The organism is Methyloversatilis sp. XJ19-13, assembly GCF_024580155.1.
In the GTDB taxonomy this organism is placed as follows: domain Bacteria; phylum Pseudomonadota; class Gammaproteobacteria; order Burkholderiales; family Rhodocyclaceae; genus Methyloversatilis.
The window spans coordinates 334,197-356,070 of record NZ_JANINH010000001.1 but is presented as its reverse complement, the minus strand read 5'-3'; the positions used below and the strand labels follow the sequence as shown (position 1 = coordinate 356,070).

Genomic DNA, 21,874 nt, shown 5'->3' with positions numbered 1-21,874 from the left:
AAATCAGGCTGTCCGGCCGCGGCGCCATGCCTCGGCCGACAGCAGCAGAAGGCCGATGCCGATCAGCAGCATGCCTGCCAGCTCGCCGGTGCCGGGCCGCTCACCGAGCTGCCAGGCGGCCGACAGTACGCCGATGACCGGCGTCACCAGCGAAACCATGCTGGTGGTGCCGGCCGACAGACGGCGCAGCGCGTACAGCCACAGCAGCCACGCAATCACCGTTCCCGGCACGATGTTGTAGAGCAGCGCGCCAATCAGTGAAGGCGTCCAGTTGATCGGCTCGGCCGGCCACCACAGCGCCACGACAGCCAGCGGTACGGCACCGATCAGCGACTGCCAGGCGGCGATGGCCAGCACGTCGAGGTCGGGCTCCCGGGCTTGCAGCCTTTTCGCGACGATCACCGCCAGCGCCCAGCACACGCCGGCCAGCGTCGCCAGCACGCTGCTCAGCAGATCACCGGCCAGATGCAGCGGATCGAGAATGCACAGCAGGCCGACCAGCGTGGCGACAGCCGACGGCCATTGCCAGCCGTGCAGGCGATCGCCGAGCAGCGGCCAGGCCAGCAGCATCACCCAGAAGGGCATGGTGTAGGCGAGTACGGCCGTCTTGCCTGCACCGCCGCTGACCAGCGCAAGAATGATCAATCCGGTGAAGCCGGTGGTCTGCAGCAGACCCATCAAGGCCACCGCGCGCATTTCGACGATGCGCACCGGACGGCGCATCGCGAGCACCAGGCCGAACAGCACCAGCGCACCGAACAGCGTGCGCAGCGCGCCGAACTGGAAGGGGCCGATGTCGACCAGCGCGATCTTCATGACCACCCAGTTGTAGCCCCAGATCACGGCCAGCAGCATCAGCGCTGCCAGCGCGCGCGCGGACGGGCTGTGCAGCACGGACGCCTCAGTTCCAGATGTGGGTGATGAGGCGCCAGCTGCGGTCCGGCTGGCGACGGTAGACCATGGTCAGGTGGCCGCTGAACGTTTGCAGGCCGCCCTCGCCGTTGGCCTGTGCGCTCCAGCGGCCACGCTGCGTGGCCACTTCGCTGTCGCCGATCACCGCATGCTGTTCGATGCGGTGGTTGTGCAGTCCCTGATCGATGGCACCGGCGAACAGCGCCTCGATCTGCGCCGAACCCAGCGCGGCGTTGCCGCCGGCAGGCAGCACGGCGCCCTGCTCGTCGTACAGCGCGGCCAGTGCGGCGGCGTCGCCACGGTTGAAGGCCGCGTCCCAGCGCTGATTGAGGTCGGCAACGGCGGCTTGAAGGGCTTGCAGGGTCACGTGAATCTCCTTGGGGAAAGTCTTGAAAAAATGAGTCGGTGAAAAATGATCTGCCGGCAAAATTGAGCGGCGAAAAAATTCAGGCAAAGGCGCCCGTACCGGACTGCACGACACCGAGCATCGCCTGCAGCGCAACACGCTGTTCTTCATCGAGCCCGGCCATCAATGTGCGCACGCGGCGGTAGTAATCGGGCATGACCGCATCGAGCACGGCTTGCCCGGCCGGCAACAGGCGAACGGTCAGACGGCGCCGGTCAGCGGTATCGAACACGCGCTGCACCAGCCCGTCGCGCTCCAGCCCGTCCAGCAGGCCGGTCATCGTTGCGCGCGTGATGCCGGCCTTCTGCGCCAGCGCCGAGGGCGAAGATTCGAATGCCTCTTCGCGCATCAACAGGATGAGCACCCACCAGCGGCCCTGTAGCAGCCCGTGGCGGGCAAGAAATCCGTCGAGCGCCTGCGACAGTTCAGTCGCGACACGCAGCAGGGTCAGAAAGGACGCCACCGCGCTGACATCCGCTTCGGGATAGCGGGCGGCAAACTTGCGCAGGACGTCAGGGGTCGGGAGATCGCGGAGCTGAAGCATGATTAGTTGCATTATAGTTAGGCGCCTTATCTTGTCAACGGCGAACTGGAGCACGGGCCCGATGTTGGGCTAGGATTGAAGGGAAGGCATGCCGCGTACGTTAATCGTCTTTTGCGCGCAGTTGCCTTGCGACCCGGAAAGTGACCGCATGGACACCATCGACACGATAGCCGCTGCCGCAGGCCTTGCCTGGGCCAGTGGCCTGCGCCTGTATGCGGTGATCTTTCTCGCCGGACTGGCCGGTCGCCTGGGCTGGGTCGACTTGCCTGGCGACCTCGACACGCTCGAGCATCCGCTTGTGCTCGCAGCGGCCGGTCTGATGCTCTGTGTCGAGTTCTTCGCCGACAAGATTCCGGCGCTCGACAGCCTGTGGGACGGCGTGCACACCTTCATCCGCATTCCTGCCGGCGCCTTGCTCGCCGCATGGGCCCTCGCCGACCAGAGCACACCGGTCGTGCTGGCAGGCGCCCTGCTCGGCGGCTCGCTGACGGCAGGGACGCATCTGACCAAGGCGGGCAGCCGAATCGCCATCAATACCTCGCCGGAACCGGTCAGCAATCTGATCGCCTCCACCAGCGAAGACGGCGCTGCAGTCGGCGGCCTTTGGCTGGCGTTCGCCTACCCGATCGTGTTTCTCGGCTTCCTCGGCGTATTCCTGCTGTGCATGCTGTGGCTGCTGCCACGTGTCTGGCGCTTCCTGAGCGACCTGCTGTCCTGGGTGGCCGGCAAACAGGCACCGGGTTGACCTGAATCAGTCTGCCCCGATCGGCGCAGCAGTCCAATGATGCCAACCATCCACCGAGGTCTGCATCATGAAAGCGCTGACTGATCTGCTATCCACCGACTACGGACTGATGAGCCTGCTGGTCATTGCATTCACCCTCTTCATGAGCTTCTGGTTCGCGCGCTTCTTCAAGCGGCACATGGACGAGGATGAAGCGCGCGCCAAGCAAGCCGATCAGTCGGCGAAGCGGTAGGGGCCGCCACGTTCGCGCGCCCGCTGCCAGGCTGGGCGGCTGTGGATGCGGGCCAGAAAATCGGCCAGATGCGGATGTGTCGAGCCGAGGCCGGCCCCCTTTGCCGCCGCTTCGACCGGAAAACTCATCTGGATGTCGGCCGCGGTGAACGCGTCGCCGGCAAACCACGGCCGCGTCGTCAGTTCCGCTTCCATGAAGCACAACTGGTCGTCGATGTTCGGCTGCACGAAGGTTTTCAGCACGTGGTCGGCCAGACCGCGCGCCACCGGCTTGATGAAAAAAGGCACCGGCGCGTTGCGCACCTTCTGGAACACCAGATGCATCAACTGGTACGGCATGGCGGAGCCTTCCGCAAAATGCAGCCAGTACGTGTAGCGGCGCGCATCTGCACTGCCGGGCGCAGGCCTGAACCGACCTGCGCCATACACCTCGACCAGATATTCGATGATGGCGCCCGATTCGGCGATGACCTGATCGCCGTCCGTGATGACCGGCGACTTGCCCAGCGGATGCACGGCGCGCAGCGCCGGCGGCGCATAGGACGTGTCCGGGTCGCGCTCGTAGCACTTCACTTCGTAGTCGAGCCCGAGCTCTTCGAGCAGCCACAGCACGCGCTGCGAACGCGAGTGCGCCAGATGGTGGACGGTGATCATGTGAGTATTTTCCAGACCAGCGAAACGCCAGCCATCACCAGATCGCCGACATCGAGCGATGTGGCGTCCAGCGCCGGGTTGGCGCGCGACGAACGCGCTGACGTACCACCGGGCCGGCGCGCCTGCTGTTCGCGCCTTTCGGTTTCGATCAACGCGTCGGCGATCGCCTCCGGATCGCGGTTGGCGCGCTTTTCCTCTGCCGCACGATAACCGTTAAGTGCACTTTTCACCGCATCCGGATCGATCAGCGAGAAGGCGGACCGGCAATGCGGGCAGGCGTGGTCCTTGCGGATGTCGACCGGCGCGCCACAGCCGGTGCAGTAGATGGCGCCGACCCGCTTGCTCAGATCATGGATTTCCGGCTTGGTGAGCTGACGGACGAAACCCTTTTCGATCATGAACGAAGCAAACGTGCTGAAGCGGCCGTGGCGGTGCGGGCAGCGACTGGTGGCGTAGCGGCCGCTGCGCACGATGTCGTAGCCATGTTCGAGCTTGCTGCTGCAGCGCGGGCAGGCCATCACCGGCGCTACCGGATTTCGCTGCACATCGCGGTGCTCATGCAGCTGCTTGAACAGGTCGTTCACCGATGCCGGCGACAGTTGCTGGTTCTCGTGCGTATCGAACCAGATGCCCTGGCAGGCGTAGCAGATGTCGAGTTCGAGCGGCCCGCCGCCATGGTGCGAAAAGGTATGCACGTCCATCGGGACGCGGCAGGAGGGGCAATTCGGTTTCGGGCTCATGTTTGAATCGACAGGCGGGCGGTTGAACGGTCGGCATGCCTTCGCGCGGCATCCATCGTCTTCAGCGGCATCCGCGGCTGAAACTTCAGCGCGCGCTGCGCGTCACCTTGACGCCGGCAGGCGCACTTCGATGGAAGGTCACCGGTATCGCCGGCGCCTGCGGCACCGATCTGCGCAGGCTGCCGACCACATGCATTTCGCACTTCTTGCAGTCGAAGCGCAGGGTGAGCCGGTCGTTGCCATTCATCAGCGTCATCGGTTCCGCCTTCACCATGCCGCGCAGGTCGTAGTCCTTCAATTCCTTCGGACACAGGTTGTGGCTGTAGCGCAGGCAGTGTTTGGTGATCATCAGCGACACTTCGCCCGGCTCATGATTGAGCTCGTAGGCGTCGGCGATCAGCTGCACGCCATGCCGGCGATAGAAGGTGCGCGCCTTTTCGTTGTACACGTTGGCGAGATAGCTCAGTTCGGTGTCGGTGAACGGCACCGGCGGCTCGACCGGCGCCAGCGGCTGCGGTCGTGCATGCACCTTCACGCGGGCCGCTTCCAGCTTTTCGCAGGCATCGCGGCGCAGGCCGTTCAAAACCGAGGCGGGCAGGAACCACGCCCGCTGCGTGTCCAGCGTGACCGTGCGCGCTTCGAACATCGTGTTGCCGAGCTTGGCGATGGCTTCGCGGATGCCGGCCAGCGCGCGTTCGGCGTCGCGCGCCGGCTGGCGTTCGAATGCGATGTCGGCACGCGCCGTACAGCCGTCCTCGTCGGTCAGCGTCAGCGCAAAACCCTCCGGCGTATCGGCAAACCGCAGATCGACCGCAACCCGCCGTTCGCTCGACTTCTTCTCCAGCGCGCGCTCGAACGCCTGATCCCGATTGCGGAACAGCGTCAGTCCCGGCTTCAGGTCATCCGGCATGAGGTTGGGAAACAATTGCTTCCCCTGTACGGTATTGATGCGCAGGCCCTGCAGTTCGCGGTGGCTGTCGAAATAGCTCAGACCGTCGCCGTTGTGGATGTCGACCTGCGACTCGACTTCGATGTGGTCGACCGCGACCCGGGTCACGGTCGCGGCTTCCTCGCCGACGAAACCGGGGGCTTCGAACGCTTCGATGCCGTGCTGCCGGCCATTGACGAAGTAGTCGGTCGCGCCGCGGTTGAACGACTTTTCCGGCTGCGGCGTGAAGAAGAAGGTGCAGCGGCCGCTGGACGCACGCCGGTGCGCCGGCAGATCGTCGAGGATGTCGTCAAGCAGCGTGCGGTAGTGGGCGGTGATGTTCTTCACGTAGGCCAGATCCTTCAGCCGCCCTTCGATCTTGAACGAGCTGATGCCGGCGTCGATCAGCGCGCGCAGGTTGGCGCTCTGATCATTGTCCTTCATCGACAGAAGGTGCTTGTCGTGCGCCACGACGGCACCGCTGGCATCGGTCAGCGTGTAGGGCAGGCGGCAGGCCTGCGAACATTCGCCGCGGTTGGCGCTGCGCGCCGTGTGCGCATGGCTGATGAAGCACTGACCGCTGAACGCCACGCACAGCGCGCCGTGCACGAAGAACTCAAGCGAACACGAGGTGTTCGATGCGATGTCGCGGATCTGCTCCAGCGTCAGTTCGCGCGCCAGCACGATCTGCGAAAAGCCGACGTCCTGCAGGAAGCGCGCCTTGGCCGCGTCCCGGATGTCGGTCTGCGTGCTGGCGTGCAGCTGGATCGGCGGCAGCTCCATTTCCAGCAGGCCCATGTCCTGCACGATCAGCGCATCGACACCGGCGTCGTACAGCTGGTGAATGGTGTGCCGCGCCGGCTCCAGTTCGTCGTCGCGCAGGATGGTGTTGAAGGCGACGAACACCTTCGCATGGAAGCGGTGCGCGTGTGCCGTCAGGCGCGCGATGTCGGCCACTTCATTGTCGGCACCCTTGCGTGCGCCGAAGGACGGGCCGCCGATATACACCGCATCGGCACCGTGGTTGATCGCCTCGATGCCGAAATCGGCGTTCTTGGCGGGTGCGAGCAGTTCGAGGATGCGGCGGTCTGAGGTCATCGTGAAGCGCGACAGGGCGGGTGCCGGAAAGGCGCGATTATCCGCGAGCGCGCCACAAATGAAAAACCGGCCGAAGCCGGTTCGTGTCGCAGCGGGTGCGGAATCAGGCGCGGCGACGCGCCATCATGCCGATCAGCATCACGCCGCCGAGCATCATCGCCCAGGTGCGCGGCTCGGGTACCGGCGCCGGCACCGTGGCCTGCAGGCTGGCCACTTCCCAGCCGATGTCGTCCAGCGCCGCCCAGTCGAGGTTGGTCATGAAGCGTCGCTGGCCGGACGGAATGAAGGGCGAAAGCAGCGGAATCTGCGAATTGCCATTGGCGACGCCGCTCAGGCTGGTCGCGAAGTGCGCATCGGTGTTGTCGGCCTGAAGCGCGACAGCGGCACCGCCATTCGTGGCCGTGGTGACCGCGCCGGTGAAGGTATCGCCGACCACTGCATCGAACCAGCTGTCGGCCGTGCCGAAGCCGAACACATGCGCGGTTTCGTGCATCGCCACGGTGTAGAAATCAAAGCCGGAAAAGCCCTCGACGGTCGACACGTCGCTGTCGAAGTACCAGTTGACGTTGGCACCGAAGCTGATGGACCCGCCCCACGGCCCGAAATCGGTTTCGACCTGCGTAAGCGCACCCGGCTCACCACGCGAAAGCGCGTTGTTGATGAATGCCGTGCTGCCGCTGACGCTCTGGAAGCCCGGGCCGCCGACGCCCAGCGTCTGGCCGCTGAAAGCGTGTGAGCCGACGAAAATGCGGATCTCGTTCTCGGGGATGCTGAAGTTGTTGATCTGGAGCTCCGTGCCGAACGGATCCTGGGGGTTGTAGAGGCGCGCCGTGAAGGCATTGCTGCCGGACGGCGTGATCGCGCTCAGCGTGTCGAGCAGGTTCAGGCTGAATACCTGGGCCACCTGATCGAGCACCACCCGCTTGTCGCTGGTGAAGAAACCGGCACTGTCGTAGGTGTAATCGAACACCACATCAATGGCCTGGGCCGGCACGGACAGCGTGGCAATCAGCACGGCACTCGCCGCAATCAGGGACTTTTTCAACGCAATCTCCTCAAGGTTGCCGCAGGGTATCGCAGTCCGGCTGCAACGCAGCGTGCAATTGTGCACGGCCCTCGTTTCCCTTTTCAGGCAGCCCTCGTGCAGTTCCGCCCGGCGTGCTTGGCGGCGTACAGCGCGTGATCGGCACGCTCCACCAGCGTCTCCGGCGTGTCTTCGGCCCGCCAGGTGGTGACGCCGGCGCTCACCGTCACGGCCAGCGCCTCCCCGATCGTCGGCAATGGGCAATCGGCAATCCTGCGCCGGATCGTGTCTGCCAGCAGGAGCGCGTCCGCTTCGCGGCAATCGCGCAGCACCAGCAGAAATTCTTCCCCACCCCAGCGGCACGCCAGGTCCGACTCGCGCAGGCTGGCGCGGATCAGGCCGCTGACGTGCTCGATCATGCGATCCCCGGCCAGATGTCCATGACGATCGTTCAGCGCCTTGAAATGGTCGATGTCGAACAGGATCGCGGACAGCGACTGACGCGCGCGCCGGACGTCCGCCAGCGACTGCACCATCATGATTTCGAAGGCGTGCCGGTTCAGCAGACCGGTCAGGCGGTCCGTGGTGGCCATCTTTTCCAGGCGGAGCTGGTAACGATCCAGCGTCAGGCTGGCCAGATAAACCGTCGCCAGCGTGAACAGCACGCACAGGCAGAGGTTGATGTAGAGGGTGCGCCGGATGTCGGCCAGAGCGTCGTTCTCGACCTTCTCGACCACCAGGAACCATTTCATTTCCGGCACATAGCGCACATTGAGCAGATAGTCGCGCCCCCCGCTGCGGTACTGGAAGGAACCTGACTCCGCCGCCAGCATGGCGGGCGCGATGTCCCGCAGGCCGTCGACTTCGTCCAGACGATCCGCGCCATGCCAGGGGGCCTCGCCGAACAACACGACCTTCCCTTGCTGATCGACGAAATAAATGCTGCGCTGATAGCGCTGCTGGTAGCTGGCGAGCAGCTTGCGCACGGTGTCGACCGTCAGGCCGACGCCGGTCACGCCCATCAGGCCGCCGTCGTAGTCGTACACGCGGTAGTTGATGAACACGGTCAGCGTGTCGCGGCTGCGCGTATCGGTATCGACATTGATCTCGTAGGGCTCTTCCAGCCGACGCACCCTGAAATACCAGCTGTCCTGCGGGTTATCTTCGCTCACCTTGCGCAGCAATCCGTCCGGGTGATAGTAGTTTCGCGTGCGCTCCGATACGAAAAAGCTGGTGAAGGTGCCGTAACGGCTGCGCACTGCGCCGAGAAACTTGGTCAGCGCCGGCACATCGCGTTCGCTGCGCAGCACCCAGTCGCGAAGAAAGGTGTCGCCGGCCATCATCGACGCAATGAATACCGGGCGGATCAGATCCTTCTGGATTTCCGAATAGATGTTGTCCGATGTGAGCGGCAATTCGCTGTCGACGATGGAACGATGGATCCCGTTCTTCGACACGTGGTAACTGACCAGTGTCGTCATGACAAAACCGAGCGAAAGCAGCAGGCCGAGCAGCAGCAGCAGCCGGTGCTTGCCGGTCACGCGACCACGCATGCGACGGCTCACGGTCTGGGCGGGCAACGGCGTCGAGGCCGCAGACGCGTCGGCATCGTTGCGCTGCAGTGGAGTCTGCCGGGAAGTCATGGAATGGAAAGCAAGTAAGACGCTGCAGCCTTAACGGCAGATCGCCGGACGTCTGCAACGTGAGTGTCGGCCGGTACCGCTACCGGCCGACACCGGCTCAGCGCGCGATCGGCTTGTAGCGGATGCGATGCGGTCTGGCGCCGTCTTCGCCGAGGCGCTTCTTCTTGTCGGCTTCGTATTCCTGATAGTTGCCGTTGAAGAAGGTCCACTGCGAATCCCCCTCGGCAGCGAGGATGTGCGTGGCGATGCGGTCGAGGAACCAGCGGTCGTGCGAGGTGACGAGCACGCAGCCGGAAAATTCGAGCAGGGCATCTTCCAGCGCGCGCAGCGTTTCCACATCGAGGTCGTTCGACGGCTCGTCGAGCAGCAGCACGTTGCCGCCGGCGATCAGCGTCTTGGCCAGATGCAGCCGGCCACGCTCGCCGCCCGACAGGTTGCCGACGATCTTCTGCTGGTCGCCGCCCTTGAAGTTGAAGCGGCCGATGTAGGCCCGGCTGGGCATTTCGAAGCGGCCCACGGTCAGGATGTCGGCGCCGTCGGCGACCGCTTCGAACACGGTCTTCGTGCCGTCGAGACCTTCGCGTGTCTGATTGACCGCGGCGATCTTGACCGTCGGCCCGACCACGATTTCGCCGGAATCCGGCTTGTCGAGCCCCTGGATCATGCGGAACAGCGTCGATTTGCCGGCGCCGTTCGGGCCGATCACGCCGACGATGGCGCCCGGCGGAACGCTGAAACTGAGGTTGTCGATCAGCAGGCGATCGCCGAAGCCCTTCGACACGCCGTTGAATTCGATCACCTTGTCGCCCAGGCGCTCGCCCGGCGGAATGAAGATTTCGTGCGTTTCGTTGCGCTTCTGGTACTCGACGCTGCTCATTTCCTCGTAGCGCGCCAGACGCGCCTTCGATTTGGCCTGGCGCGCCTTCGGATTGCCGCGCACCCATTCCAGTTCGGTGGCGAGCGCCTTCTGGCGCGCCGATTCGGTGTTCTCTTCCTGCTTCAGACGCGCACCCTTCTGGTCCAGCCAGCTCGAATAGTTGCCCTTCCACGGGATGCCGTGGCCGCGGTCGAGTTCCAGAATCCATTCAGCGGCGTTGTCGAGGAAGTAGCGATCGTGCGTCACCGCCACCACGGTGCCCGGGAAGCGCACCAGGAACTGTTCCAGCCATTCGACCGATTCGGCGTCGAGGTGGTTGGTCGGTTCGTCCAGCAGCAGCATGTCCGGCTTGGACAGCAGCAGCTTGCACAGCGCCACGCGGCGCTTCTCGCCGCCGGACAGCGGCGCGATCTTCGCGTCCCACGGCGGCAGGCGCAGCGCGTCGGCGGCGATTTCCATCTGGGTTTCGATGTCGGCGCCGGCGGTCGCCAGCACGTTTTCGTACTTCGCCTGTTCTTCGGCCAGCTTGTCGAAATCGGCGTCCGGCTCGGCATAGGCGGCATAGATCGCGTCCAGCTTGGTGCGCGCTTCCATGATGTCGCCGAGGCCCGATTCCACCTCCTCCTTGACCGTTTTCGCCGGATCGAGCTCCGGTTCCTGCGGCAGATAGCCGATGCGGATGCCCGGCAGGTGCTGCACTTCGCCCTCGAATTCCTTGTCGGCACCGGCCATGATGCGCAGCACCGTCGATTTGCCCGAGCCATTCAGACCGAGCAGGCCGATCTTTGCGCCGGGGAAGAAGGAAAGCGATATGTCCTTGATGATCGTGCGCTTCGGCGGAACGACCTTGCTCACGCGGAGCATCGACATCACGTATTGGGCCATGGTGTGCTGCGGGGATGACTGGAGAAGCCGGAAGTATGCCGCAAGCCGCACGGCTGCAGCCGCAGTCGCCTCAAACGTGCCGACTCGCACTACCATCCGGCGTCGGCGTGTCGTTCAGGCGCCGGCTTCAGACCACCCAGACCGCACACAGGACACCCCATGATCGGTTCGATCGGCCTCATTCTCATCGGCGCGCTGCTGCTGGCGTCGAATCTGGAGCTCTTTTCGCTGCGTGACCTGGGCGAGATTCTCGGCACCTGGTGGCCGGCCGTGCTGATCGCCATCGGCGCCGCCGGGCTGATCAAGCGGAAGTAGACCTCGGAACATCGCGGGCAGGCGTCGCGCCTGCCCACCCGGCTCATTTGCGGCCGTACGTGTCCTCGAAGCGCACGATGTCGTCTTCGCCGAGATAGCTGCCTGACTGCACCTCGATCATTTCCAGCGGCAGCTTGCCCGGGTTTTCCAGCCGGTGCGTCGTGCCCAGCGGGATGTAGGTGGACTGGTTTTCCGACAGCAGCAGGATGTTCTCGCCGCAGGTGACGCGCGCGGTGCCGCTGACGACGATCCAGTGCTCGGCACGGTGGTGGTGCATCTGCAGCGACAGCGATGCGCCCGGATTGACGACGATGCGCTTCACCTGGAAACGCGAACCGGCGTCGATCGAATCGTAGTAACCCCACGGGCGATACACCTTGCGGTGATTTTCGGCCTCCGGGCGCTTGTTTGCCTTCAGGTGGGCGACGATGCGTTTCACGTCCTGGGTACGGTTCTTCGCGACCACCATCACCGCGTCGCAAGTTTCCACCACCACGACATCCTTCATGCCGAGGCAGCTCACCATGCGGGTTTCGGCAAATACCAGACTGTCCTGCGTGTCCTGCAGCAGCACGTCGCCGCGCGACACATTGCCGTCGGCGTCCTTCGCGGCCACCTGCCACAGCGCGTCCCAGGCGCCGACATCAGACCAGCCGGCATCGAGCGGCACGACGACGGCCGGCGCCACACGCGGCTCGCCGGCAGCCAGCGGTTCCATGATGGCGTAGTCGATGGAATCGGACGGGCAAGCCGCGAACGCGGCCTTGTCGATGCGGTAGAAGTCGTGGTCGGCGGCGCCCCGCTCGTAAGCCGTGCGGCTGGCGGCTTCGATGTCCGGCCGGAACCGCTTCAGCAGGGCCAGCGCCACGCTCGCCTTCATCATGAAGATACCGGCATTCCACAGATAGTCACCACTGGCCAGGTAGGCCTCGGCAGTCGCGGCATCGGGCTTTTCGACGAAGCGGTCCAGCGTGCGGGCCGGGCCGCCGGCCAGCTGCGCCCCGGTGCGGATGTAGCCGTAACCGGTTTCCGGCTTGTCCGGCGTGATGCCGAAAGTGACCACCGCCCCCGCTTCGGCCTGCGCCGCGCCCAGCGCCACCGCTTCGCGGAAGGCCCCGGTATTGCGGATCACATGATCGGACGGCATGACCAGCAGCACCGGGTCGGCCGCGCTGGCTGCGAGCGCAGCAAGCGCCAGCGCCGGCGCGGTATTCCGGCCGACCGGTTCGAGCAGCAACGACGCCGGCTGCACGTCGATCTGGCGCAGTTGTTCCGCGGTCAGGAAACGGTATTCCTCGTTGCACACGACGAGCGGTGCGGCAATCGTCACGCCGGGTGCGCCGGCACGCAGCGCCGTGTCCTGCAGCAGGGTGCGCTCGCCGTCCAGCGGCAGCAGTTGCTTCGGATAGCGTTCGCGTGACAACGGCCAGAGGCGGGTGCCGGAGCCGCCGCACAGGATGACGGGTTGCAGGGTCATGACGGGAACCAGATTGGAAATCGGAGTCACGAAGTCTACGTCATGCCCCGCGGCGCTTCGCGATAAATCCGTTACAGCGCAACGTGTTCGGCGGACGTATCCGATCGAAGACGGCGACCGTGACGCTGCGAACAACCGCGGCACGAGGCGCGAGCACGCGGCTGGGGGTGCCCTTCCGGCCCGTGCATTCGACGTCGACGCGGTCTCACCTGGAGGGTGAGGGCGCAAAGAACAGCGATCTCCATGATGAGCAAAGCTCGCCGCAATAACACCCGCGGCCAACCGACGTGTTCAGGTCAAATGATGAAATCCGTCGGCGACGCTGCGACGCGCACATCAACCGTCAGCGCCGGTCTGCGCCCCCTCATCCGTCCACAACTGACGAGAACTTGCTGACCGCCTGTACCACCTCTCGCGCGCCGTTGCTGATGCGTTCGATGGCCTGCCTGGCGCTGCCCGCAAGTTCGACGCCGCTTCCGGCCTTGAACAGGCTGGATTCCATGCTCTGAATGGCGCTGCGCGTACCATCCTGAATGCGTTGCACCGTGTCGCCGATCTCCTTGGTGGACAAGCTGGTGCGTTCGGCCAGCTTGCGCACTTCATCGGCCACGACTGCAAAACCGCGCCCCTGCTCGCCGGCTCGTGCCGCCTCGATCGCGGCATTGAGCGCCAGCAGATTCGTCTGGTCGGCGATCTCGCGTATGGTCTTGACGATGCTGGTGATCTGGTCCGATTGCTTGCCCAGTTCGCCCACCCGGTCCGAAGTGAGCTGAACGGTTTCGGCAATGGCACGCATTTCCGACGATGCCCGCTCGATGATGGCCGCACCTTCGGTCGCGATGGCTTCGGTTTCGCTGGACACCCGCCAGGCAACGCGCGCGCTGTCCTGCTCAGCCAGTTGCTGCACCTTCTTTTCAGTGATGTCGGCAGCGAACTTCACCACCTTGTAAAGCTTGCCCGCCGGGTCGAACACCGGGTTGTAGCTCGCTTCCAGCCAGATCACCGTGCCGTCGCGCGCAACGCGCCTGAAATCGCCGGAAACGAACTCTCCTGAGGCGAGGCGCTGCCAGAAGGCCGCGTACTCCGGCGATGCGGTCAGTTCAGACTCGCAGAACATCCGGTGATGACGGCCGACGATGTCTTCCTTTGCGTAGCCCACCGTCTTGAGGAAATTGGGGTTCGCGTCGAGTATGGTGCCGTCCGGGTTGAAGGAAATGACTGCCATCGAACGGTTGATCGCAGCCAGCAGCGCATTCGATTCACTCTCCGCGCGCACCTTGTCGGTGATTTCACTGGCCACTTTGACCACCTTCACCACCCGGCCGTCAGCACTTAGCACGGGGTTGTAACTGGCTTCCAGCCAGACTTCGCGTCCGTCGCGTGCAAGCCGCGGAAAGCGGCCGGACACGAAGTCGCCACGCGCCAGGCGTGCCCACATGTCACCGTAGGCGGCCGAAGACGCGAAGGATGGCTGACAGAAGCTGCGGTGGTGCATACCCGCAAGCTCCGCCGCGCTGTAGCCCATCGCACGGGCGAAGTTGGCATTGGCCGTGATGACCTTACCGTCGGGTTCAAATTCGATGATGGCCATGGAGCGATCAATTGCATCGATCAGTGCCTTCGTGGCAGCCGCCCGCGTCTCGCACTCGCCGAGAGCCGCTTCAAGTTGTTTGCTCTTTTTTCCAAACATGTTCTTGTCTCCTTTTTCTCCACCGCACTGAACGCAAGGCGTTGTCCGGGCCTGCCGGACATAACCGACGCAATATGCCGCTTTGAGGCGAATAACGGGTCCGTGAGATACAACTTTAGTAAACTTTGTGGCACCCGGCAGGATCGCTCAGGCGACGTCGCTTCCCGGATCGAGATCGGCGGGCACAGGCAGGTCGTCGGGCGGACGGGGCTTCTCGACGCCCTTGGCGAAGGCGTCGTTCAGTTGGTAGACGTAAGCGAGCACTTCGGCGACCGCGCGGAACAGCCGCGCCGGCACCTCCTGCTCCAGATCCACGTGCTTGTGCAAGGCACGCGCCAGCGGCGGCGCCTCGACCAGCGGCACGCCGGCTTCGGCGGCCAGCGTGCGGATGCGCAGCGCCACTTCGCCGGCGCCCTTGGCCACCACCCGCGGTGCGCCACCCTTGGCCACGTCGTATTTCAGCGCCACCGAAAAGTGGGTCGGGTTGGTCACCACGACGTCGGCCTTGGGTACATTGGCCATCATGCGGCTGCGCGCCATTTCGCGCTGTTGCTGGCGGATGCGGCCCTTCACCTGCGGGTCGCCCTCCTGCTCCTTGAACTCCTGCCGCGCCTCTTCCTTCGTCATCTTGAGCTCGGACTGGAAATGCCAGAGCTGGAACGGCACGTCGATGGCAACGATCAGCGCCATGCCGGCCACCAGAATCACCGTAGCGGTCATGATCAGGTCGCCGGTCGCCGCCAGCGCCACGTCGACCGGCGCACTGAACATGGCGAACAGCATGTCCTGGTCACGCAGCACGACCCAGGCCGCGACGCTGCCCACCAGCGTGGCCTTGCCGACGCCCTTGCCCAGCTCGACCAGCGCGGTTTTCGACACCATGCGCTTGAGGCCGGCCAGCGGATTGAGCTTGGAGAACTTCGGGCCGAGCGCCTTGGGCGCAAACACCACGCCGCCCATCAGGAAGGGGGCGGCCAGCGCGGCGACCATCAGCGCGAGCATCAGCGGCGCCAGCACGATCAGCCCGTCGATGATGCGGTCGATCAGGATGGCGAACATCGCAGACGGATCGAAGATGGCGCGCCGGTCGACCGTGAGCCCGTCACGCAGCAGTTGCGCGCTGCGCGGCCACATCCAGCCCGCCAGCCCGTAAAGCCCGGCCACACCGGTCATGGTGACGAGAAAGGTCGCCAACTCGCGCGAACTCGGTACCTGCCCCTCTTCCCGCGCCTTCTCCAGCTTGCGCTGTGACGCAGGTTCGGTTTTTTCGAGATCGCTTTCTTCTGCCACGTTCGCAGATCAGCCGTGAGATGAACAGGAAGCCGATTCTGCAATCGCCGCGCACCGGGCAATCGGCGGAAAAGACGGGAAAAAGCACGCCGAAGCGCGCCCGCGTTTGTCCGCCCGCCGACGCGGCGCGCCGTTCCGCATCAGGGAGGCGATCGCTCGCCGGTCTGCAGCCGCCACAGCGACGCATAGATGCCGCCCTGCCCAACCAGCGCGTCGTGGTCGCCGGATTCGACGATGCGGCCGCCGTCGATGACGTGAATGATGTCGGCCTGACGCACGGTGGACAGCCGGTGCGCGACGATCAGCGTGGTGCGGCCGACAACCAGGCGGTCGAGCGAGCGCTGGATGGCGGCTTCGGTTTCGTTGTCCACCGCCGACGTCGCCTCGTCGAGCAGCAGGATGGGCGGGTCTTTCAGAATGGCGCGCGCCAGGGCCAGGCGCTGCCGCTGGCCGCCGGACAGCTTCATGCCGCGCTCGCCGACCTCGGTGTCGTAGCCCTGCGGCAGCGCGCAGATGAAGTCGTGCGCCTCGGCCAACTGCGCCGCCCGCACGATGTCGTCTCGCGGCACGTCGGCCATGCCGTAGGCGATGTTGTCGGCGACCGACGCGTCGGCGAGGAAGGTGTCCTGCGCGACATAGCCGATGGCGCGCCGCACGTCCTGCAGGCGCAGCGCCGAAATCGGCTGGCCGTCGAGCAGCACCCGGCCCTGCTGCGGTTCGTAGAAGCGCAGCAGCAGCTTGATCAGCGTGCTCTTGCCGCCGCCGGTGCTGCCGACGAAGGCCACCGTCTGGCCGGCCGCAATGCGCAGGTCGATGCCATCGAGCGCCGGCCGTGCGCTGCCATCGTAGGCGAAGCTCACCTGCTCGAACGCCAGTTCGCCGCGTACCGCCTCGCGCGGCAGCGCATTTCCTTCGTAGCCGATGCTCACTGGCGTGTCGATCAGGTCCATCACGCGCTGGATGGACGACATCGAGCGCTGGTAGAGATCGGTCAGTTCGGCCAGCCCGGTCAGCGGCCACAGCAGGCGCTGCGTCAGGTAGACCAGCACCGAATAGCTGCCGACGCCGATGTCGCCCTCGAGCGCCAGGAAGCCGCCGTACAGCAGCGTCACCGTGAAGCCGGCAAGGATGGCCATGCGGATGACCGGCGTGATGGCCGCCGACAGCCGGATCGCCTCGCCGTTGCGACGGCGGTAGTCATTCGAGCCATCGCGGATGTGCCCGGCTTCGAACTCTTCGGCCGCATAGGCCTTGACGGTGGCGATGCCCTGCAGGTTGTTGTTCAGCCGCGTGGCCAGCGCACCGGCCGATTCGCGCACCGCCGTGTAGCGCCGCGCCAGCCGGCGCTGGAACCAGAAGGCGCCATACAGGATGAGCGGTACCGGAATCAGCGCGAGAAAGGCCAGTTCGTGCGTCAGCACGAAAAACACGCCGCCGACCATCAGCGAGCCGACGAACACCTGGATCAGCTCGTTCGCGCCGCCATTGAGGAAGCGCTCCATCTGGTTGATGTCCTCGTTCAGGATGGACAGCAGGTTGCCGCTGCGATTGCGCTCGAAGTAGGCCATGTCCAGCTGCTGCACATGGCGGTAGGCCTCCATCCGCAGATCGTGCTGCAGATTCTGTGCAAGCGAGCGCCAGCGCACGTCGTACAGGTACTGGAAGGCCGATTCACCGACCCAGATCAGCACCGTCAGGATGGCCAGCAGCACCAGCTGGTCCTTCGGATCGACGATGCCGAGCCCGGCGAGAAAGGACGCCTTCTGGTTCACGACGACATCGACCGCCACGCCGATCAGGATTTCCGGCAGCACATCGAAGAACTTGTTCAGCACCGAATAGAGCGAGGCGATGCGCACATCTCGGCGGTACTGGCGGGCGTGCGAAAAAAGGCGGGAAAGCGGGTGCATGGCAGAGTCTTCGCGCAAGAGGGCGGCAGCGGACGGTGGAAGCGGTCCAGGTGGCATGAGCCAGCCCCGGATGATGCCATTCGACCTGAAGAAAGCCGCCGGCAAACCGGTCAGCATCGTCAGTGCAGCGCGGCGTGTCCCGTTTTTCGCAAAGCACATGCGTTCTTGTTGCTTCCCGCGATCGAACGAAACACTTGACCTGCGCAGGCAATGACTGAATTCAGGCGCTGATCAGCCCGACAGGCGCGGGAAGCATGGCTTTTGTATTGCATCAGGGCAGATGAGGCATCTGCCCGCCCCGCACGGCCGTAGCGGTGGGTAACATGGCAGCGCTGGCATCGGAAGCGGGTCTTTGCCAGAGTTTCCGAACGATTTGCCCTGAACAGCGGTCTGTGGAGGACGTCTGCAGACATTGTTCGATCATCGCCCCGGAGTACACCTGATGAAACTGAAAACCTTCTGGATGGTATTTGCACTGGCCACTTCGGCGCAGGCAGCCACAACCGCGACCATGGCGCCGCCGCTGCGGCCGGTCGAGGCGCATGCGCTGGCGGCGCAGGCCAGCGCAGAATTGCTGTCGCGTTTTCATTATCAGAACGTACCGCTCGACGATGCGATGTCGATCCGGATTTTCGACCGCTACCTGAAGACGCTCGACCCGGATCGCATCTATTTCCTGCAGTCCGACATCGACACCTTCGGCGCGGTGCGCACCCTGCTCGACGACGCCATCCTGCAGCAGAAGCTCGACGCGCCCTTTGCGATCTTCACACGCTACACGCAGCGGGTGCGCGAACGCATGGCGGGTGCGCGCGAACTGCTGGCCAACGGCTTCGATTTCAACAAGCCGGACAGCTACCGCTATGTGCGCACCGATGTGCCCTGGGCCAGTTCGGAGGCGGAACTGAAGGAAATCTGGCGCAAGCGGGTGAAGAACGACTGGCTGCGCCTGAAGCTGGCCGGCAAGGACGACGCCGCGATCCGCGACACGCTGACCAAGCGCTATGAGCAGGCCATGGCGCACACGGCGCGCTCGAAAAGCGACGACGTGTTCCAGCTGTTCATGAATGCCTACGCCGAATCGATCGAGCCCCATACCAGCTATCTCGGCCCGCGTGCGTCGGCCGACTTCGCGATCACGATGAAGCTGTCGCTCGTCGGCATCGGCGCCGTGCTGCAGGAGCGCGACGAATACGTGACCATCCGCGAACTGGTGCCGGGCGGCCCGGCCGCGCGCTCCGAGCAGCTCGCGATCGGCGACCGCATTGCCGGCGTGGCCAAGGACGAAAACGCGCCGATGGCCGATGTGCTCGGCTGGCGGGTAGATGATGTCGTGCAGTTGATCCGCGGCAACAAGGACACGAAGGTGATCCTGGATGTCCTGCCGGCGGACGCCGGTCCGGACGGCAAACACAAGCGCATCACGCTGGTGCGCGACACCATCAAGCTGGAAAAGCAGGCCGCCGCCAAATCAGTGATCGAGGTCGGTGGCGATGTGAAGCAGAAGGTCGGCGTGATCACGCTGCCCACCTTCTATCAGGACGTCGACGCCCGTCACAATAACGACGAGAACTTCCGCAGTGCCAGCCGCGATGTGGCGAAGCTGCTGGCCGAGCTGAAGGCGGAGAATGTCGGCGCGGTGCTGATCGACCTGCGCAACAACGGCGGCGGTTCGCTCGACGAATCGGTGCGGCTGACCGGTCTGTTCATTGATCGCGGGCCGGTCGTGCAGCAACGCAATCCGAAGGGGCAGGTCCGCATCGAGCAGGACCGCGACCCCGGCGTTGCCTGGGACGGCCCGGTCGGCGTGCTGATCAACCGCGCGTCGGCGTCAGCGTCGGAAATCTTCGCCTCGGCGATCCAGGACTACGGTCGCGGCATCGTCATCGGCGAACAGAGCTTCGGCAAGGGCACGGTGCAGACCCTGCTCGACATGGACGAAATGGCGAAGAGCGAAAAGCCGACCTATGGCGAACTGAAGCTGACCGTCGCCCAGTTCTTCCGCGTATCGGGCGGCACGACACAACTGCGCGGCGTGACCCCTGACATCCCGCTCGCGTCGTTTGCCGACCGCGAACGCTTCGGCGAATCGAGCTACGACAACGCGCTGCCCTGGACGCAGATCGAACCGGCTGACTTCAAGCCGGTGGGCAGCACGCGCGAACTGCTGCCGGCGCTGACCACGCGGCACAGTGCCCGGGTGGCGAACGACGCCGGCTACCGTGAACTGCTGGAAGACATCGCCGAAGTCGAAGCCATCCGCAAGCGCACCGAAATATCGCTCAATGAAAAGGAGCGGCGCAAGGAACGTGAAGCGCAGGAAGCCCGGCTGAAGGCCCGTTCGCAGATCAAAGGCGTCGGCGATGCCGACAACGACGGTCCCGCGCTGCCGCGCGACGACGGACTGCAGGCCGGCGAGCGCAGCCTGAGCGCGGAACTGGCCGCAGAAAAGTCACGCAAGGCGGCGCGCGACGTATTGCTGGACGAAGCTGCGCACATCATGGGTGACATGGTGAGCCTGACGAAGTCCGGAACGGAACTGGCGCGCAACGGCAAGACCACTGCGGGCGTCGCGCCCGGGCAATGAAGGGGCGGCCCGATCCGCGGTCCGCTTGTCACGGCAAGGAAGCTGGAAGTGAGTGGAAGGGCGGACCCGGTAATTGTCGTACCGGGACTCAACGGCAGCGGGCCTACGCACTGGCAGAGCTGGATCGAAGCGCTGATCTGTGCGCAGTGCGTCGAGCAGGATGACTGGGCCCGACCCGACATAGACCTCTGGTCAGCGCGGGTCGAACAGGCCATCTTCGCGCAGACGAGGGCGGGTGTGGCTGTTAGCGCACAGTTTTGGCTGCCTGGCGTCTGTGGTCGCCGCCCGCAGGCTGGCGGACCGGATTGCCGGCGCCCTGCTGGTTGCACCAGCGAGGCCTGACAAGTTCGGCATCACGGCGCGCATTCCCGACACGCCATTTCCATTCCCGACGGTACTGGCCGCGAGCCGGAACGATCCATGGATGAAGTGCCTGTCGGCCGCGTATTGGGCCGACAGATGGGCTGCGCGCCTCGTCGACCTGGGCGAGGCGGGGCACGTCAATACCGAATCCGGCCACGGACCGTGGCCGGATTCGAACTGTTCTGCCACCTCAGGGCGAGCGCGCCGGTCGTGACCGGATTGCAGAAGGACTGACGCCTGCAGCCCTTTGCCCCAGGTACCTTCCTCAGGTGCCTTCCAGCTCCTTCTGCAGTTCGCCGGACTGGAACATTTCCTTGACGATGTCGCAGCCGCCGATGAATTCGCCGCGCACATAGAGTTGCGGAATGGTCGGCCAGTTGGCGTATTCCTTGATGCCCTGACGGATTTCCGCATCTTCGAGCACATTGATCGTGTGCAGGTTCTGCACGCCGACGTGCTTCAGTATCTGGATCACCGTGGCCGAAAAGCCGCACTGCGGAAATTGCGGCGTGCCCTTCATGAACAGCACCACGGGGTGGCTGGTGACGGTTTCCTTGATCTGTTCCTGGACGCTCATGGTGTTTCCTTTCGATGGTTCAAGTCAAAGCCCTGCCGCGCATGACGCAGACAGGGCGAAATCGGCCCGGATGAAGCGACACATCCATCCGCCTGCGTGAATCGATCCGCGCATCTGCGCAGTTTACCGGCCCATCGCGCCGCCGGTGACGCGTTCGATGCCGGCGAGGTCACGCCACGAGCTTACATCTGCCAGCCCGGCACAGCGCATCAACGCACGCACCGCCGGTGCCTGATCATGGCCATGCTCGCACAGCAACCAGCCCCCGGGCGCGATGCTTTCAGGCGCGCTGCCGCACAGGCGGCGCAGGTCATCCAGCCCGTCAGTTCCGCCGACGAGCGCCGCTTCGGGTTCGAAGCGCAAGTCACCCTGCGCAAGGTGCGCGTCGCCAGGACGAATGTACGGCGGATTCGACACGATGCAATCGAATTCGTGCCCGGTCACGCCATCGAGCCAATTCGAGGCGATGAAGCCGATTTCAAGGCCCAGTCGCTGTGCATTGGCGCGCGCGATCTGCAGCGCGATGTCCGACCGGTCGAGCGCCGTCACCTGCGCCTGCGGGCAGTTCGCCTTGATGGCCAGCGCGATCGCTCCGGAACCGGTTCCCGCGTCGAGCACACGTGGCGCATCCAGGTCGCGGATGCGTTCCAGCGCCAGTTCGACCAGCAATTCGGTGTCCGGCCTCGGAATCAGGACGCCGGGGGCAACCGCAAGGTCGAGCCCGAAGAACTCGCGCCGACCGACCAGATAGGCCACCGGTTCGCCCGCTGCACGCCGTTCGAGCAGCGCATCGAGCGCGACAACCGAAGGTTCCGCCAGCTTCTCGCGGCCACGCGCGATCAGCCCGGCGCGGTCACAGCCCAGCGCATGCGCGGCCAGCACCTGCGCATCCCGCCCGTCGATGCGGCTACGGGCGCTGCGCAACCAGTCGTCCAGCGTCATCGGAACCCGTTACCCGGCACGACGCGGAAAAAGAGC

At 64.8% G+C, this 21,874-nt stretch carries 21 protein-coding genes; 6 read left to right on the top strand and 15 right to left on the bottom strand.

All coding sequences use genetic code 11. The features are described 5' to 3' along the window. Window positions 1-3: 3 nt before the first annotated feature. From NMQ14_RS01760 to NMQ14_RS01750, 3 genes are all read right to left on the bottom strand, one after another. A complete protein-coding gene (locus tag NMQ14_RS01760; RefSeq protein WP_257093219.1) occupies window positions 4-855 on the bottom strand; it encodes a DMT family transporter in 852 nt (283 codons plus the stop codon). A 46-nt stretch (window positions 856-901) separates the two neighbouring features. Continuing rightward, entirely contained in the window at window positions 902-1,279 is a 378-nt protein-coding gene (locus NMQ14_RS01755) for an SgcJ/EcaC family oxidoreductase (protein WP_257092912.1), read from the bottom strand. A 79-nt stretch (window positions 1,280-1,358) separates the two neighbouring features. Continuing rightward, window positions 1,359-1,862, bottom strand: a complete 504-nt coding sequence (locus NMQ14_RS01750; RefSeq protein WP_257092909.1) for a MarR family winged helix-turn-helix transcriptional regulator — start codon at window positions 1,860-1,862, stop codon at window positions 1,359-1,361. A 148-nt stretch (window positions 1,863-2,010) separates the two neighbouring features. Between NMQ14_RS01750 and NMQ14_RS01745 the strand changes: the two genes are divergently transcribed. Then, window positions 2,011-2,607: a DUF4126 domain-containing protein gene (locus NMQ14_RS01745; RefSeq protein ID WP_257092907.1), complete on the top strand. Its 597-nt coding sequence runs from the start codon at window positions 2,011-2,013 to the stop codon at window positions 2,605-2,607. 67 nt (window positions 2,608-2,674) lie between these two features. Beyond that, window positions 2,675-2,839: a DUF3149 domain-containing protein gene (locus NMQ14_RS01740; RefSeq protein ID WP_257092905.1), complete on the top strand. Its 165-nt coding sequence runs from the start codon at window positions 2,675-2,677 to the stop codon at window positions 2,837-2,839. On the opposite strand, the gene NMQ14_RS01735 is transcribed toward NMQ14_RS01740, so the two are convergent. From NMQ14_RS01735 to ettA, 6 genes are all read right to left on the bottom strand, one after another. Then, window positions 2,821-3,492, bottom strand: coding sequence for a glutathione S-transferase family protein (locus NMQ14_RS01735; RefSeq protein ID WP_257092902.1), 672 nt, complete (start codon window positions 3,490-3,492; stop codon window positions 2,821-2,823). The two genes, NMQ14_RS01740 and NMQ14_RS01735, sit on opposite strands and share 19 nt — an antisense overlap. Next, a complete protein-coding gene (locus tag NMQ14_RS01730) occupies window positions 3,489-4,232 on the bottom strand; it encodes a zf-TFIIB domain-containing protein (protein WP_257092900.1) in 744 nt (247 codons plus the stop codon). Before NMQ14_RS01730 ends, NMQ14_RS01735 begins: the two co-directional genes overlap by 4 nt. Before the next feature lie 85 nt (window positions 4,233-4,317). Next, on the bottom strand, window positions 4,318-6,258 hold the full coding sequence (locus NMQ14_RS01725; RefSeq protein WP_257092898.1) for a U32 family peptidase: 1,941 nt from the start codon (window positions 6,256-6,258) through the stop codon (window positions 4,318-4,320). A 103-nt stretch (window positions 6,259-6,361) separates the two neighbouring features. Next, window positions 6,362-7,303 carry a PEP-CTERM sorting domain-containing protein gene (locus tag NMQ14_RS01720; protein WP_257092896.1) on the bottom strand — a complete coding sequence of 314 codons (942 nt, stop codon included), beginning with the start codon at window positions 7,301-7,303 and terminating at the stop codon, window positions 6,362-6,364. Between the two features lie 83 nt (window positions 7,304-7,386). After that, window positions 7,387-8,925, bottom strand: coding sequence for a sensor domain-containing diguanylate cyclase (locus NMQ14_RS01715; protein WP_257092893.1), 1,539 nt, complete (start codon window positions 8,923-8,925; stop codon window positions 7,387-7,389). A gap of 97 nt (window positions 8,926-9,022) precedes the next feature. Beyond that, window positions 9,023-10,687, bottom strand: a complete 1,665-nt coding sequence (ettA, locus tag NMQ14_RS01710) for an energy-dependent translational throttle protein EttA (RefSeq protein ID WP_257079385.1) — start codon at window positions 10,685-10,687, stop codon at window positions 9,023-9,025. Window positions 10,688-10,846: 159 nt separating this feature from the next. Here ettA and NMQ14_RS01705 point away from each other — a divergent pair, with 159 nt between their 5' ends. Next, window positions 10,847-11,002, top strand: coding sequence for a LiaI-LiaF-like domain-containing protein (locus NMQ14_RS01705; protein WP_190295055.1), 156 nt, complete (start codon window positions 10,847-10,849; stop codon window positions 11,000-11,002). A gap of 43 nt (window positions 11,003-11,045) precedes the next feature. Here the strand turns inward: NMQ14_RS01705 and NMQ14_RS01700 are convergent, their stop codons facing one another. The 4 genes from NMQ14_RS01700 to NMQ14_RS01680 form a co-directional block, all read right to left on the bottom strand. Continuing rightward, a complete protein-coding gene (locus NMQ14_RS01700) occupies window positions 11,046-12,479 on the bottom strand; it encodes a mannose-1-phosphate guanylyltransferase/mannose-6-phosphate isomerase (protein WP_257092890.1) in 1,434 nt (477 codons plus the stop codon). 364 nt (window positions 12,480-12,843) lie between these two features. Then, the gene (locus NMQ14_RS19670) at window positions 12,844-14,169 is read right to left on the bottom strand and encodes a PAS domain-containing methyl-accepting chemotaxis protein (RefSeq protein WP_306441016.1); all 1,326 of its coding nucleotides are present in this window, start codon (window positions 14,167-14,169) and stop codon (window positions 12,844-12,846) included. Window positions 14,170-14,316: 147 nt separating this feature from the next. Further along, complete coding sequence (gene flhB, locus NMQ14_RS01685) at window positions 14,317-15,459, bottom strand: flagellar biosynthesis protein FlhB (protein ID WP_257092888.1); 1,143 nt, start codon at window positions 15,457-15,459, stop codon at window positions 14,317-14,319. 140 nt (window positions 15,460-15,599) lie between these two features. After that, the gene (locus NMQ14_RS01680; protein WP_257092886.1) at window positions 15,600-17,369 is read right to left on the bottom strand and encodes an ABC transporter ATP-binding protein; all 1,770 of its coding nucleotides are present in this window, start codon (window positions 17,367-17,369) and stop codon (window positions 15,600-15,602) included. A 442-nt stretch (window positions 17,370-17,811) separates the two neighbouring features. Here NMQ14_RS01680 and NMQ14_RS01675 point away from each other — a divergent pair, with 442 nt between their 5' ends. Genes NMQ14_RS01675 through NMQ14_RS01665 form a run of 3 tightly spaced genes read left to right on the top strand, consistent with a single transcriptional unit; the run spans window position 17,812 to window position 20,533 of the window. Beyond that, window positions 17,812-19,956, top strand: coding sequence for a carboxy terminal-processing peptidase (locus tag NMQ14_RS01675; protein WP_257092883.1), 2,145 nt, complete (start codon window positions 17,812-17,814; stop codon window positions 19,954-19,956). A 48-nt stretch (window positions 19,957-20,004) separates the two neighbouring features. Then, window positions 20,005-20,298: an alpha/beta hydrolase gene (locus NMQ14_RS01670; protein WP_257092882.1), complete on the top strand. Its 294-nt coding sequence runs from the start codon at window positions 20,005-20,007 to the stop codon at window positions 20,296-20,298. Next, a complete protein-coding gene (locus NMQ14_RS01665; RefSeq protein WP_373457165.1) occupies window positions 20,192-20,533 on the top strand; it encodes an RBBP9/YdeN family alpha/beta hydrolase in 342 nt (113 codons plus the stop codon). The genes NMQ14_RS01670 and NMQ14_RS01665 overlap by 107 nt, the downstream gene beginning before the upstream one ends. A 51-nt stretch (window positions 20,534-20,584) precedes the next feature. Here NMQ14_RS01665 and grxD read toward each other — a convergent pair whose 3' ends face one another. Both grxD and prmC read right to left on the bottom strand, forming a co-directional pair. Beyond that, window positions 20,585-20,896, bottom strand: coding sequence for a Grx4 family monothiol glutaredoxin (gene grxD, locus NMQ14_RS01660; RefSeq protein WP_257092880.1), 312 nt, complete (start codon window positions 20,894-20,896; stop codon window positions 20,585-20,587). A 123-nt stretch (window positions 20,897-21,019) separates the two neighbouring features. After that, window positions 21,020-21,838: a peptide chain release factor N(5)-glutamine methyltransferase gene (gene prmC / locus NMQ14_RS01655; RefSeq protein ID WP_257092879.1), complete on the bottom strand. Its 819-nt coding sequence runs from the start codon at window positions 21,836-21,838 to the stop codon at window positions 21,020-21,022. Window positions 21,839-21,874 lie beyond the last annotated feature (36 nt).